13 protein-coding genes are annotated in these 13231 nt (G+C 44.6%); 7 read left to right on the forward strand and 6 right to left on the reverse strand.

Going from position 1 to position 13231, the window contains the following annotated elements; genetic code table 11:
* Complete coding sequence (locus BET10_RS01825) at positions 1 to 1320, reverse strand: short-chain fatty acid transporter (protein ID WP_070983122.1); 1320 nt, start codon at positions 1318 to 1320, stop codon at positions 1 to 3.
* 203 nt (positions 1321 to 1523) lie between these two features.
* On the opposite strand from BET10_RS01825, the gene BET10_RS01830 reads away from it, so the two are divergent.
* A complete protein-coding gene (locus tag BET10_RS01830) occupies positions 1524 to 1763 on the forward strand; it encodes a hypothetical protein (RefSeq protein ID WP_070983123.1) in 240 nt (79 codons plus the stop codon).
* Here the strand turns inward: BET10_RS01830 and BET10_RS01835 are convergent.
* Positions 1743 to 2654, reverse strand: a complete 912-nt coding sequence (locus tag BET10_RS01835; protein ID WP_070983416.1) for an AEC family transporter — start codon at positions 2652 to 2654, stop codon at positions 1743 to 1745. The genes BET10_RS01830 and BET10_RS01835 overlap by 21 nt on opposite strands.
* A 111-nt stretch (positions 2655 to 2765) precedes the next feature.
* On the opposite strand from BET10_RS01835, the gene BET10_RS01840 reads away from it, so the two are divergent.
* Positions 2766 to 3134, forward strand: coding sequence for a YacL family protein (locus tag BET10_RS01840; protein ID WP_070983124.1), 369 nt, complete (start codon positions 2766 to 2768; stop codon positions 3132 to 3134).
* A gap of 20 nt (positions 3135 to 3154) precedes the next feature.
* Here BET10_RS01840 and BET10_RS01845 read toward each other — a convergent pair whose 3' ends face one another.
* On the reverse strand, positions 3155 to 3856 hold the full coding sequence (locus BET10_RS01845; protein WP_070983125.1) for a 2OG-Fe(II) oxygenase: 702 nt from the start codon (positions 3854 to 3856) through the stop codon (positions 3155 to 3157).
* 28 nt (positions 3857 to 3884) lie between these two features.
* Here BET10_RS01845 and BET10_RS01850 point away from each other — a divergent pair, with 28 nt between their 5' ends.
* Positions 3885 to 4274 carry an acyl-CoA thioesterase gene (locus BET10_RS01850; protein ID WP_070983126.1) on the forward strand — a complete coding sequence of 130 codons (390 nt, stop codon included), beginning with the start codon at positions 3885 to 3887 and terminating at the stop codon, positions 4272 to 4274.
* On the opposite strand, the gene BET10_RS01855 is transcribed toward BET10_RS01850, so the two are convergent.
* Together BET10_RS01855 and uvrA are read right to left on the reverse strand one after the other, a co-directional pair.
* Positions 4264 to 5289 (reverse strand): hypothetical protein, encoded by a 1026-nt coding sequence (locus tag BET10_RS01855; protein WP_070983127.1) that lies wholly within the window; start codon positions 5287 to 5289, stop codon positions 4264 to 4266. The genes BET10_RS01850 and BET10_RS01855 overlap by 11 nt on opposite strands.
* Before the next feature lie 51 nt (positions 5290 to 5340).
* Positions 5341 to 8160 carry an excinuclease ABC subunit UvrA gene (gene uvrA / locus BET10_RS01860; RefSeq protein WP_070983128.1) on the reverse strand — a complete coding sequence of 940 codons (2820 nt, stop codon included), beginning with the start codon at positions 8158 to 8160 and terminating at the stop codon, positions 5341 to 5343.
* A 132-nt stretch (positions 8161 to 8292) separates the two neighbouring features.
* Here uvrA and BET10_RS01865 point away from each other — a divergent pair, with 132 nt between their 5' ends.
* From BET10_RS01865 to BET10_RS01880, 4 genes are all read left to right on the forward strand, one after another.
* Positions 8293 to 9063: a substrate-binding periplasmic protein gene (locus BET10_RS01865; RefSeq protein WP_240503622.1), complete on the forward strand. Its 771-nt coding sequence runs from the start codon at positions 8293 to 8295 to the stop codon at positions 9061 to 9063.
* 52 nt (positions 9064 to 9115) lie between these two features.
* Entirely contained in the window at positions 9116 to 10483 is a 1368-nt protein-coding gene (locus BET10_RS01870; RefSeq protein WP_070983129.1) for an MFS transporter, read from the forward strand.
* Positions 10484 to 10503: 20 nt separating this feature from the next.
* A complete protein-coding gene (gene ssb / locus BET10_RS01875) occupies positions 10504 to 11184 on the forward strand; it encodes a single-stranded DNA-binding protein (RefSeq protein WP_070983130.1) in 681 nt (226 codons plus the stop codon).
* Positions 11185 to 11362: 178 nt separating this feature from the next.
* Positions 11363 to 11800 (forward strand): GNAT family N-acetyltransferase, encoded by a 438-nt coding sequence (locus BET10_RS01880; RefSeq protein WP_070983131.1) that lies wholly within the window; start codon positions 11363 to 11365, stop codon positions 11798 to 11800.
* Positions 11801 to 11952: 152 nt separating this feature from the next.
* Here the strand turns inward: BET10_RS01880 and BET10_RS01885 are convergent, their stop codons facing one another.
* Positions 11953 to 12669, reverse strand: a complete 717-nt coding sequence (locus BET10_RS01885; protein ID WP_070983132.1) for a CPBP family intramembrane glutamic endopeptidase — start codon at positions 12667 to 12669, stop codon at positions 11953 to 11955.
* Positions 12670 to 13231 lie beyond the last annotated feature (562 nt).

Here is a 13231-nt window from a genome sequence, read left to right on the forward strand (position 1 = left end):
CTATGCCCAGGTCAGCATAGCAGCGATGATCACCCCACTGAAAATCAGCTGGATCAAACAAAACCCCATAATGTCTCTTGCTTTAAGTCCTGCGATTGCAAGTACGGGTAGCGCCCAAAACGGTTGGATAAGGTTGGTCCAAGCGTCTCCCCAAGCAACAGCCATCGCGACTCTCGCAACATCAGCTTCCAGCATTTGTGCTGCAGGTAGGACGATTGGAGCCTGTACGGCCCACTGACCACCGCCAGAGGGCACAAAGATATTCACAATGCCGGCACTTAGAAAGCTCCAAAACGGCAAACTCTCAGCACTGCTGATAGACACAAATGCAGATGATATCTGCTGAGCTAACCCAGACTCAACCATCACAGCCATAATTCCCGCATAAAATGGAAACTGAATAACAATACCTGCGCCGCCAGAAATTGCACTGTTCAAACTCGTTAACAGTCGCTCAGGTGTTTGATGTAATAGAATGGCTAAAAATAAAAAGATAGCAATCACACTGTTTAAGTTGAGCGTCCCCCCTTGAACGGCGAAGTAATAGAGCAAATAAGTGCAGCCAAGCGCACCAATTAGTGTGCCAAGCAGCTTATTGTGCTCAAGCTTTTGAGCAGGCGTTAAGTCTTCTGATTGACTTGATTGAGGCGCTGAAGAATCCATTAGTTTGCTTTGATCTATTAGTACCTGTTGCTCTTTGGGAGGCAGTAGCAATGCGTTAAGAATAGGCAGCAAAATAAGCAACGCACCGAGAATTGCTAGGTTAAAAGATGAAAACAATGTGCTCGATGTGCTTATTACACCGATATTGGTTTGTGAAAAGTGCCCCTCGCTGGCGATGGTTAGTGGCACGGAGCCCGATAACCCTCCGTGCCAGACAATAAACCCCGAATACGCACTCGCCACTAAAATTCGATAGTCGACCTTAACTTGACGAGCGAGCGCTTTGGCAAATAGTGCACCAATGACTAACCCAAAACCCCAATTGATCCAACTGGCTAACATGGCGACTAGCGTGACCATCAAAATTGCAACTACAGGGGTTTTAGCCAAGGTTGCCAGTCTGTTTAGTGCATTGATACACACAGGTGTGCTTGCCAGCATGTAACCGCAAATTAAGATAAGCAGCATTTGCATAGCAAAAGTAAGCAAACGCCAGAACCCTTGTCCCCACGCTTCAACAACTTGAGTTGGTGAGAAGGGCGTGACGATACTTGCTAAAGCAAGTACGATAAGGGTGAGCATAAGAACAAACACAAAAGGATCGGGTAAATAACGTTCTACAAGGTTGCTAATGGGACGTGTAACACGGTAGAGCATAGATCATCCTGATATTATTTTTTGCTCAATGATAGCTAACATTTATGCTAAAAGTTAGTCTTTTAGGCTAAGTTTATGATATAGACTAAACAGTGTAATGCTTTTACCTATTGATTCTATTAGATTATTCTACTTGGCATGATACGTGTATTCTATAGTTAGAAATATAATTTATACATTTAGTAATTAACAGAGAGGATGCCATGGCAGCACAAGGTTCAGGCGGTAATGTGATCGCAGCAATTTGTAATATATTTTTCCCAGGATTAGGCCAGCTGGTACAAGGGCGTATTATCGCGGCGCTGATTTTTGCAATCGTGGTGTTTGGCGGCTATGCACTATGGTTCTTAGTTGTTCCACCAGTGATCGGCGCAGTCGTGCACTTATGGGCTATTATAGATGCTGCTAAATATACCAACTACTCAGGGTATGAGCGCCGTTAGCCAAGCTCCAAGCGTTAGCACGCTTAACATCGTTGATAAGACCACGCTACTAGCAAGTACGCTTTGCTGGCGTTGCAGTTGGCGTGCAACCAGATAGGCATTAACACCCAATGGTGAAGCACTCATAAGTGTGAGCACGGCAACCTGTTTGTGGGGGAGCGCCATTCCCCACCGAGCGGTGATATACACTACGAAAGGTAAAACGATCAGCTTTATGAGGCTTACCAGCAGTGCTTTTTGCCACGCGCCCCGAATAGAGTAATTGTTTAAACTTGCGCCAAGCGCAAATAAGGCACCGGCAATGGCTGGCTCGCAAAGTAGCGAGAGCCCTTCTTGCACCACACTTGGAATGACTAAGCCAACCAAATTACATAGTAGCCCTAAACTGATGCTAATCACGATGGGGTTGAGCAGTAAGGGGTTGAGTGCATCGCGTACACGCCCGTGCAGGTTAGCAGCAAAGGCAAAAGTACAGCTGAACAATAAAGCACTATGGAAGGTAATGATCATAAAGACCATCGCGCCATACTCAGCACCCAAACTGGCAATAATAATAGGTAGACCAACCAACACGGTATTTGAGTAAGTACACGCTAATGATAACGTCGCGCTATCACCGCGCTCTATCAGCATGACATATTTAAATATTCCGCAACTTAATAAATAGACGAGCAGTACTGGCAGATAGAAGCTGGCTATCACACGTAATGATAACGCCTGACTGAGATCTGCTTGATACATGTTTAAGAACAGAAAAACAGGGATGATCAAGTTGAAGATAAACAATCTCAAGCCATCAAGTGTGGCCGTACTAAAAACCTTGAACTTTGCGCAGCTATAACCCACTAGGACGACAAAAATGATTGGGAAAAGAATTACAAATGCGCTCATAGCCAGTCCGAAAATAAAATAGGGCGCTATTATCTCGGTTTGCATGGTGCGCCACAAGGCCTACTGAGTATAATAGCGCACAGATTATCGAGTAAGAGTTGAGAGTGAATTTTGGAGTACCAGTTTATTCGCGATCCGATCACCGGGTTTAGAGTGAAAATCAGCGATGAGCATATGCTGGTGGGTCGTTGGTTAAGTGAAGAGTTACCCTATGATGAGGTAATGCAGCTTGTTGCTGACGCTAAAGCTATGCACAAAGATAGCCCCGTGATTGTCAAAGAAGGAAAGGAAATACGTTTTACTTTGTCTGCCGATGAAGCACTATTTGAAGCACACGCTTTGTTTCACCAAGCTGACGATTTAAGTCATTATGCTGATGATGCACTGGAACTTGATGAACACGGCCTACTGAGTGGTTGTGGCTATGAAGACTTTATTGCGTTATTAGAGGCATGGAATCAGTTTATTCACCGCGCTTAGATACCATGCCCATAGACGTATCACTTAGGTGTGCCGTATATTTGCTCAGCACGATTAAACAACACCCAAGAAGTAAGAATATATTTGTCGTTCGATAGCGGTTTGTTACCTCTGTGGGTATGCGTGAAGTAACCGGGAGCGATCACCATAGTGCCTTTTTTCGGTGCTATTTTTTTCTGTTGGTAATAAAACTCGGTTTCTCCGCCTTCGGTGACGTCATTTAGATAGAACATAAATAGCAATACGCGGTGGAGGGCTTCGTTGTGACCTTGTTGAGGGTACACTTCGCTATGCCAATACGGGTAGCCGCCCTTGTTGACTTCATATTTTTGGGCTTGGATATTACCAAGACGAAACAGCTGCTGCACTAAAACGGGTAGTTGGGGTTTGCCCACTTCTGCAAAGTTGTCGAACGTCACATCAACGGGTTCTCCCGTTTTTGGGTGATAAACTTTCAGACCAAACGCACCGATTATCATAAATAAATGCTCTTCAATATATTTAAAGACATGTTGTGCGGTGACTTGTTGTATGTGCTGTAGATGCTGAGCGTATTCTGGGTGAGAATTCAAATACAGATCTTGACTCACTTTTTTGCTAAGGTCGATACCACCCGATGTAGTGCCTTGTTTTAAGTGTGGGCTTTGTTCAAAAAGATTAATAAACTGATCACAAAACTCACCGCTTAGCGCGTTGTCATAAACGCCTATAAAATCTGTCATTATTTTACCTACAGTTATTGGAATTATTATGTTGTCTGAAAAGCTGATGCCGCGATTTAGCGAAACCGACGTGCTTGGTCATATAAACAATACCGTACTCCCTGTGTGGTTTGAAGCCGCCAGAGTGCCTATTTTTAAAATATTCACCCCAGATCTTAATCCACATCAATGGAAGTTGATTGTAGCTAAGGTTGAGGTGGTATTTAAAGGGGAGTTGTTTTATGGCCAACAGGTGGAGATTAAAACGGCCATAGAGCATATTGGTAATAGCTCTTTTGTAATTGTACAGCAGGCGTGGCAACACGGTGAGTGTTGCGCCGAGGGTAAAACTGTCATGGTTCGGTATGATTTTTCAGCTAAATGCGCTCAATCGTTGTCACAGCAAGAGCGTGATCAGCTAACGACGTTTATGGTTTGATAGCATTGACTTTAAATTGATGACCTATCGCGGCTGAAATACATGGTTTAACCTGATAGCGGTAACTTGTTTTATCAGCCGTGGTGATCTTTTCAATTTCTAAAATTTCATAGTCATTTAACTCTATCACCCGGCTATGTTCGCTGTGCTCACAGCGAGAGCGAGCATCGGCTTCATTGTCGAAGATAAAGTTGGCTAAGATCCGTTTTACCTTTTTCTCGTAGCTACTAGCCTGCTGATCAATGATAGCTTTGGCTTCATCTAGCTCGGAAAGGGTACTTTCGAGCTCAGGCTTTTCTTTAATGGCCGCAGCGATTTCCTCGTCTGAAGACTTGATGACGTTTATGGTTAAGTCTGTTTCTATGTCGCCCACTATGTTGGTCACAGTTTGGCTAACGCCATACAGAACACCGGTATAGGTGGTTAGTAGCGTAAGTTGTATCAACAAAAATAGCCCAGCACCAAAACGTATAAAGCCGGTGATGATCCCAAAGCGATAACCCGGTGGGTGCCAAATACTGTGTAGGCCAAAGGGCCGCAACAACATCAGCAGCAGAATATAGACAGGTATCGAAAATTGGATTAGCAGCAGCACCACAAGGCTGGTGATCACAAACCAAATGGGAACCGACAATAACACTGCAAAGTTATGGGTGTAGGGCAGGTGATCAGCACTTACTCCAGTGATATCGTTGACTAAACCGGACGCTTGCACCAACGCATAGTTGGCGACAAAACCATAAAATAACAAGATTACCGCTTTGCCCGGTAAACTATCCCAAATCTGAATAAATTTAGGCCAAAATTCACTCAACATGGCCACTAACACCAATGCAGTGATCCCTACCATTAAGCCGTGGCTTTGTGCATCGTCCCAGAGGTAGACAAAACTGACGATAATCGCGAGCAAGTAACAGCGCTGAGCTAAGTTTAAGGAAGTCCAAAAGCCCGACAGGCGTGCTTGATAGTGTCGCAATCTATCCTTGATAGGCATGAAGTAGGGTAACTGTTGCATTGTCGTGGTTGGGTAGTGAAGGAATGTAGTTAAACTACATTCCTTTGGCTATTAAAGTAAAGGTTTTAGGTATTTTCCTGTATGAGATTGTGCACATTCAGCAACTTGCTCTGGTGTGCCAGCAATCAAGATTTGACCACCGCCAGCCCCCCCTTCAGGGCCTAAGTCAACAATCCAGTCTGCAGTTTTGATCACATCTAGATTGTGCTCAATCACCACCACGGTGTTGCCATGATCGCGCAGTCGGTGCAGTACCACCAGTAACTGTTGAATGTCGTGGAAGTGTAAACCTGTGGTTGGCTCATCAAGAATATACAGGGTTTTACCCGTATCTCGTTTTGATAGCTCTCTGGCAAGTTTTACGCGCTGGGCTTCACCACCGGATAAGGTTGTTGCAGCCTGACCAAGACGAATATATGACAAGCCCACATCCATCAAAGTGGTGAGCTTACGGTTTATTGCAGGAATTTTATCGAAAAACTGCTGGGCATCTTCTACAGTCATTTCAAGTACTTCATGGATATTCTTACCCTTGTACAACACTTCCAAAGTTTCTCGGTTGTAGCGCTTGCCCGCACAAATATCACAAGGTACATAAACATCCGGTAAGAAGTGCATCTCTACTTTGATAACGCCATCACCTTGGCATGCCTCACAGCGCCCGCCTTTTACGTTGAAACTAAAGCGGCCCACTTTGTAACCCCGAGAACGCGCTTCTTGTGTGCCAGCAAACAACTCTCGAATTGCGGTGAAAATACCGGTGTAAGTGGCTGGATTAGAGCGGGGGGTACGACCAATTGGGCTTTGATCAATGTCGATCACCTTATCGAAGTGATCTAGGCCCGTAATTGCTTTGTATGGTGCCGCCTCGGCTGTCGTTGCGCCATTGAGTTCGCTGTGTGCAAGTTTAAACAGGGTGTCGTTGATAAGCGTGGATTTACCTGAACCTGATACACCTGTGATACACGTCATCAACCCAAAAGGAATGCGCAAGTCGACGCTTTTTAGATTGTTGCCCGTTGCACCAATGAGTTCCAGCCACTTGTCATTGCATTGGTGACGTTGTGCGGGAACGGCAATCGATTTAGCGCCGCTGAGGTATTGACCTGTCAGAGATTTGGGGTTGTTGATAATATCGTCACGAGAGCCTTGTGCCACCACATGCCCGCCATGAACACCCGCTCCGGGGCCTATATCGATGATGTGGTCCGCCGCACGAATCGCATCTTCATCATGCTCTACCACAATCACAGTGTTACCTAAATCGCGCAGATGCGTTAGTGTGCTCAGTAGGCGGTCATTATCTCTTTGGTGTAGGCCTATTGAAGGCTCATCTAGGACATACATGACCCCAACTAAACCAGCTCCAATTTGACTGGCTAGGCGGATCCGCTGGGCTTCACCACCCGAAAGCGTGTCGGCGCTGCGCTCCAATGACAGGTAATTGAGCCCGACATTGATTAAAAATGACAGACGATCACGGATTTCTTTGAGGATCTTCTCAGCAATTTGCGCTTTTTGCCCCTGTAAGGTCAGTGACTCAAAAAACTCCATCGCCGCGCCAATGCTCATGGTGGTCACTTGAGGCAATGTGGTTTGTCCAATGAACACATTACGGGCTTCTTCGCGCAAACGAGAACCATGACAGCTTGGACAGGCCTGACTGGTTTGATACTTACTCAATTCTTCTCGCACAGAGCTTGATTCCGTTTCTCTGTATCGACGATTCATATTATTGAGTACACCTTCAAACTCATGATTGCGGGTGATCAAGTCGCCACGATCGTTACGGTAGTTGAACGCGATTTTTGTTTTACCTGAGCCTTCTAAAATAACTTTTTGCGCATCGCTCGGTAAAGCTTGAAAGGGCACTTCTAAGTCAAAGCCGTAATGCTCAGCCACCGCTTGTAACATTTGAAAGTAATAAAAACTGCGTTTGTCCCAACCTTTAATCGCGCCACCGCTCAGGCTTAACTCAGGGTTTTGTACCACACGTTGTGGATCGAAATACTGACGTACTCCTAAACCATCACAGCTTTGGCAAGCACCAGCGGGGTTGTTAAATGAAAACAGTCTCGGCTCTAACTCGGTCATGGCATAGCCACAGGTAGGACAGGCAAAATTGGCTGAAAAAATCATTTCTTCAGCATTTGGCTCGTCCATATTGGCAACCACCGCAATACCCGAAGACAGCTCTAGTGCAGTCTCAAATGATTCAGCTAAACGTTGCTGCAGACCATCTTTCACTTTAAAGCGATCAACCACCACTTCTATCGTGTGCTTTTTATGTAGCTCCAAGGTTGGCGGATCTGATAGGTCACATACTTCACCATCAATACGTGCTCGGATGTAACCTTGACTGGCCAGTTGCTCAAGTAACTTTACATGTTCACCTTTGCGGTTTTTAACAACAGGAGCCAATAGCATCAGTTTGCTGCCCGGAGGCTGTTCCAATACAGAGTCGACCATTTGACTGATGGTTTGTGCCGCCAACGGTAAATCGTGGGTTGGGCATCGTGGCTCACCCACTCTGGCAAAAAGAAGGCGCAAATAGTCGTAGATCTCAGTAATGGTGCCCACCGTTGAACGTGGGTTATGAGAGGTCGATTTTTGCTCAATAGAAATTGCAGGTGATAGACCCTCAATGTGATCCACATCGGGTTTTTCCATCAGTGATAAGAACTGGCGTGCGTAAGCCGAAAGCGATTCAACATAACGTCTTTGGCCTTCAGCATAAAGCGTATCAAATGCCAGTGAAGATTTCCCCGAGCCCGATAATCCAGTGATAACGATGAGTTTATCGCGTGGAATGGTGAGCGAAATATCTTTTAAATTGTGCGTTCGAGCGCCTCTGACTTCTATTTTATCCATTTTGACCTAATTACAGAGTTGAGTGGCAACGATTGTTAGCGCAACAGTATCGCATACTTTGCCAAAAATTAACTTATCTTTGCTAAACGTTCTACACTGGGGGGAGGGATCAACATTAGAGCGATTAGTTTTGTGCGTCTGATAGGGCCATGTATCGGCCTCTCACTGTTATTACTTTCTTGTGTACTCAATGCCAGCACTTCGCATTGTGAATTCATCGTGCGTTTTGAAAACTACTCTGCGCAATCGCAACAAGATGCACAATTACGTTGGCATGGCTTGGATGTAGACTTTGCCAAAAGTTTGCTCGAAGAAATGGGTTGCAGCCATCGGTTTGTCAGCGTTCCTTGGGGTCGCGCGTTAAAAATGCTTGAAGTCGGCGAGATTGACTTAATGCTGAGTGTGTCAAAAACCGCTCAGCGGATGCGCTTTGCCTATTTTATAGGCCCTCAGCGAATGGAAAATATTGTCTTTGCTACCAATGGGAAAAGGCCGTTATATGTGCAGTCACTTGAAGAGCTGTTTTCACTGAGCATGCCTGTGGCCATCCAGCGTGGAGCCTATTATGGCGAAGCATTTGAAAAGAGGATGACACAAGAAGCTGATTCAGAAGATAAGTTTATCTATGTGCCAGATAATCAGCGCAAGCTCCATTTACTACGCAATGGACGCATCTCAGGCTTTTTAGAGGAAAAGTACAACATCATGTATCAGGTTGACCATAATCCTGATTTTATTGAGATTGAAATTGCCCCGTTGGTGGTTAACTCCGAACCCGTTTATATTGCCGTGAGTAAAGAGAGCGTAACGAAAGCGCAAATAGAGCAGCTAAAAGCAGCGTTTGAGCGATTGCGTAGTTCTGGAAAGTTAGCGCAAATTTTAAAAAAATATAAGTTAGACTGAGTTTTTTTGATAGACTGTGGCGCGCTAAACTGAGCAGAACTAAACGAGTACTATGTCTAATCAATCTTTAAATCTTCTGGAAAAACGCGCGGCGCTGTCACTGGCCAGTGTGTTTGCATTTCGCATGCTTGGGCTGTTTATGCTGATGCCCGTGTTGGCTATTTATGGTCAATCACTTGAGCATGTATCGCCAATGTGGATTGGGCTCGCTATCGGTGCATACGGTTTAACGCAAGCTTTGTTGCAAATACCCATGGGGTGGTTGTCTGATAAGTTCGGCCGCAAGCCTGTGATTATATTTGGTCTGATGATATTTGCTTTAGGCTCAGTTATCGCCGCGCTGGCTGACTCGATTTATTGGGTGACCGTGGGGCGAGCCTTGCAAGGCATGGGCGCGATTGCTAGCGCATTACTTGCTTTGGCCGCCGATTTAAGTCGTGACGAACAGCGCCCAAAGGTGATGGCGGTCATAGGCATGTGTATTGGTTTAAGTTTTGCCTTTGCGATGTTACTAGGTCCTATGGTTGCAGCTGCGTTTGGTATTTCTGGTGTGTTTTGGCTCACCGCAGTGCTGGCATTATGTGGTATTGTCATCATCCTATTTGTGGTGCCCAGTGCTATTAACAAAGCACCAAAAGGCGATACTGTGGCAACACTGGTGGATATTCGCAAACTGAGTCGCCATCCACAATTGTTACGCCTAGACTTGGGCGTTATGCTACTGCATTTATCACTCACAACGATGTTTGTGGTACTGCCAGGGCAGTTGATAGCTGATGGCCTTAACGCAGATGCACATTGGCAGTTATATATTCCGGTTTTACTGTTAGCGTTTGTATTAATGGCACCACTGATGATAATCGCCATTCGTAAGCAAAAAGAACGTGAAACATTTTTAGCGGCGATTGTATTGATCATACTGAGCACATTTAGCCTGACCTTGGTTGCTGATTCGGTCATTGGCATTGCTGTTTGTATGCTTTTGTATTTTGTAGCATTTAACTTTTTAGAAGCGACGATGCCAGCACTGGTATCGCGAATTGCTCCCGCTTCTCAGAAGGGATCCGCGATGGGGATTTTTTCGTCGGGTCAATTTTTTGGGGCATTTTTAGGCGGAATTTTAGGTGGTTACATCGCCCAGCACGGAGAAGCCAATGGAGTGTTTGCGGCAGTGGCCTGTGTTGGGGTAATATGGCTACTTATTGCATGGCGAATGCAGATCCCGCCCAAGAGTAAAATAATCAGCTTAATGACCGACCTATCTGAGCCTCAACAGGCGGAAGTGTTGGCCGATAAGCTAGTCGCATTACCAGGTGTGATCGAGGCGATAGTCGTGAGCGAAGAAAATCGCAGCTATCTGAAGATAGATGATAAAAAATTTGATTTAAACCAAGCTAAGCAAGTACTTGGCTTGCATTAATAGTGTGAGGAGAGGGTGCCATGGCACGCGGTGTAAACAAAGTTATTTTGGTTGGTAATCTAGGACAAGATCCAGAAGTACGCTATATGCCTAACGGCAATGGTGTTGCGAATATCAGTATTGCCACTACAGACAGCTGGAAAGATAAAAACACAGGCCAGTTGCAAGAACGCACCGAGTGGCACCGAGTGGTGTTATTTGGCAAGCTAGCTGAAGTTGCGGGTGAATACTTGCGTAAGGGTTCACAAGTCTACATTGAAGGTCGTCTACAGACGCGTAAATGGACAGACCAAAGTGGCCAAGAAAAATATACCACAGAAATCGTTGTTGATATGGGCGGTCAAATGCAAATGTTAGGCGGTCGTGGTGAGCAGCAAGGCGGCGCACCATATCAAGGTGGCCAACAGCAGCAAAGCAACTATGGTCAGCAGCAGTACGCAAGCCAAGCGCCACAGCAGCAACAATACTCACAAGGTGCTCAGAGCCAACAGCAACCAAGCCAAGGCCACACACAACAAAGTGGTTATGCACCTTCGCAACAGAGTAATACTCATCAAGGAGGTGGTTATGCACCTCAGCAGCCTTCACAACAAAGTGCACCACAGCAACAAGGTGGCTTTGCTCCTAAGCCTGCGCAATCAGGTGGCGCGTCTAACCCAATGGAACCGCCAATTGATTTTGATGATGATATTCCGTTCTAATTCAAGACAAAATTTAGAATGTTGAAAAATTACTTAGAAAGCCGCTATTAAGCGGCTTTTTTAATGCTCAAATAAAATAATCTGTACCTAATATTGAAAATCATTCCTGCACCCATATCTCTTATCAAAATAGTCATCAGTTGTGTTTTAGTTAACGCGCTGACAAAGAGGGATAAAGGTGGAAATATCACTTCAGGAAATAACCAAAGATAACTATGAAGCTGTTTGTGATCTCGATGTTAAAAAAGAACAGGAAGAGTTGGTTGCATGCAATATGTGGTCTCTTGTTGAGTCCATGTTTAACGATGGTTATGTCACAAGAGCGATATACGCAGACAATGAAGCGGTTGGCTTTTTAATGTGGGTTAAGGAGTCTTTGCATAAAGTCTCAATCTGGCGCTTTATGATAGATCAAAACCATCAACAAAAAGGCATTGGCCGCGTGGCTTTAAAGCTTGCCTTAAGAGAGATAAGAACATACCAAGACCTTAAAGAAATTGAAATTTGTTACATGCCACACAACCCCGTTGCAAAAGACTTTTATGCAAGTTTTGGGTTTGTTGAGATTGGTATGGATGAAGCCGATGAAGAAATGCTCGCAAGTATCAAGCTGTAACGATCGCTTAAAAATGTTTATTAAAGCTAGACAATAAAAAGGCCTTCATTGAAAGCCCTTTTCATTTGCATCATATTCTAAGCGGCAAGGGTATAAATATATTCATACCTAATTATTCATTATTGTTGTTCATGAATGACGATTAGACGTTTTTAAACAGCAACAAACTCTACATAATAAATCGTTTTGCCTACCACTGTGATATTGATAAGCGCATGCATGAGTACACAGGTTAGAATTGAGTTGGTATGCATTCTTGCCAGACACAGCATGATCCCCTGACAAAATATGATAGCAATCAGGTATAACTCGTACTGAGGATGTACCATACCCCATAGTAAAGAGGTAACGATCACCGCACCTGCGGGGCGTAAAAATGAGCGTGAAAAACCATGGAACAAATAACCACGAAAGAATAGCTCTTCAAATAGAGGCGCAATCACGATCACTGCGATTAACAGCAACCATAGCGCATCGGCTGAAGTATAAAGCGATACCGCATAGTCATCCGCAAAGGGTTTACCCATGGTATACATGATTGAGTGGCTAACTAGCAGAAACAATGCTGTTACACCTAGCCATTTGACCAAGTCGGGCATGGAAGAGGCTTTGATAGCTAAATATTGTAAGAAGTCTTTTGTTCCGAATCGGACCAGCGCAAATATCAAGGTCGAACAGACCAGAAAAGAGGCGAAAGTGGCAACGGATACAACCCAGGCATCACTCGTCTTGTTTCCCGCAGCCAATTTTGCGGCATCTACATAGTGCGAAGAAACACTGTCTTGCACCAATATGAAGAAGAAAAGAATGAGCGCTCCACCAAGTAAAGTGCCTATAAAGCCAAAGTAGTGATCGGTTTGTCTAATCATTAGAATATTCCTTATAGTCATAGCAGACATTTGTTTATAACGTTAATCATTCAATTCACGTTTATCCATTACCAGCCACGCTAACTACCCGCGCAGATCACAGCCACGCAGCATTTAGTCGTTGATATACTTTCCATGTAATAGGCACGATATTGATAAATAGTGAGTTGTTGTAGTAATGGTAAGAATAGCGCCGTAGTGAATAGGGTTCATGCTCTACCATATGGAAATAACATTAACACAGATATAACAATTTAGTAATGTGAATTATGTAATAACTTATGACACAAAAACAGTACAAAGTAGAGATAAGATGGCTCTCCAAGACTAGTACAGTTGAGTTCTACCTACTACCTGATAGTTCATACAGGACGGGCAAACACAGCGGCTTTTCCTGTTACCTGACAGTTCCTACAGGCAGGGTGAAAATATCGCATTTTCGAGGACCTAAAAAGCGCTTTTTAAGGGCGCTTACTCTTCGCTATTCTCGCATCAAAAAGCTGCATAATCACAGCCATTAAATTATTGCCCAAAGCCCATTATTACTAGCTTTTTGGGGTCA

Origin of the sequence: Pseudoalteromonas amylolytica (genome assembly GCF_001854605.1) — a bacterium.
Lineage (GTDB): Bacteria > Pseudomonadota > Gammaproteobacteria > Enterobacterales > Alteromonadaceae > Pseudoalteromonas > Pseudoalteromonas amylolytica.

Bases quoted from the DNA above. Each gene is read 5' to 3' on its own strand.
- BET10_RS01885 (WP_070983132.1), bottom strand. From the start codon at position 12,669: ATGATTAGACAAACCGATCACTACTTTGGCTTTATAGGCACTTTACTT.
- BET10_RS01845 (WP_070983125.1), bottom strand. From the start codon at position 3,856: ATGACAGATTTTATAGGCGTTTATGACAACGCGCTAAGCGGTGAGTTT.
- BET10_RS01830 (WP_070983123.1), top strand. From the start codon at position 1,524: ATGGCAGCACAAGGTTCAGGCGGTAATGTGATCGCAGCAATTTGTAAT.
- uvrA (WP_070983128.1), bottom strand. From the start codon at position 8,160: ATGGATAAAATAGAAGTCAGAGGCGCTCGAACGCACAATTTAAAAGAT.
- BET10_RS01855 (WP_070983127.1), bottom strand. From the start codon at position 5,289: ATGCAACAGTTACCCTACTTCATGCCTATCAAGGATAGATTGCGACAC.
- BET10_RS01870 (WP_070983129.1), top strand. From the start codon at position 9,116: ATGTCTAATCAATCTTTAAATCTTCTGGAAAAACGCGCGGCGCTGTCA.
- BET10_RS01850 (WP_070983126.1), top strand. From the start codon at position 3,885: ATGTTGTCTGAAAAGCTGATGCCGCGATTTAGCGAAACCGACGTGCTT.
- ssb (WP_070983130.1), top strand. From the start codon at position 10,504: ATGGCACGCGGTGTAAACAAAGTTATTTTGGTTGGTAATCTAGGACAA.
- BET10_RS01825 (WP_070983122.1), bottom strand. From the start codon at position 1,320: ATGCTCTACCGTGTTACACGTCCCATTAGCAACCTTGTAGAACGTTAT.
- BET10_RS01835 (WP_070983416.1), bottom strand. From the start codon at position 2,654: ATGAGCGCATTTGTAATTCTTTTCCCAATCATTTTTGTCGTCCTAGTG.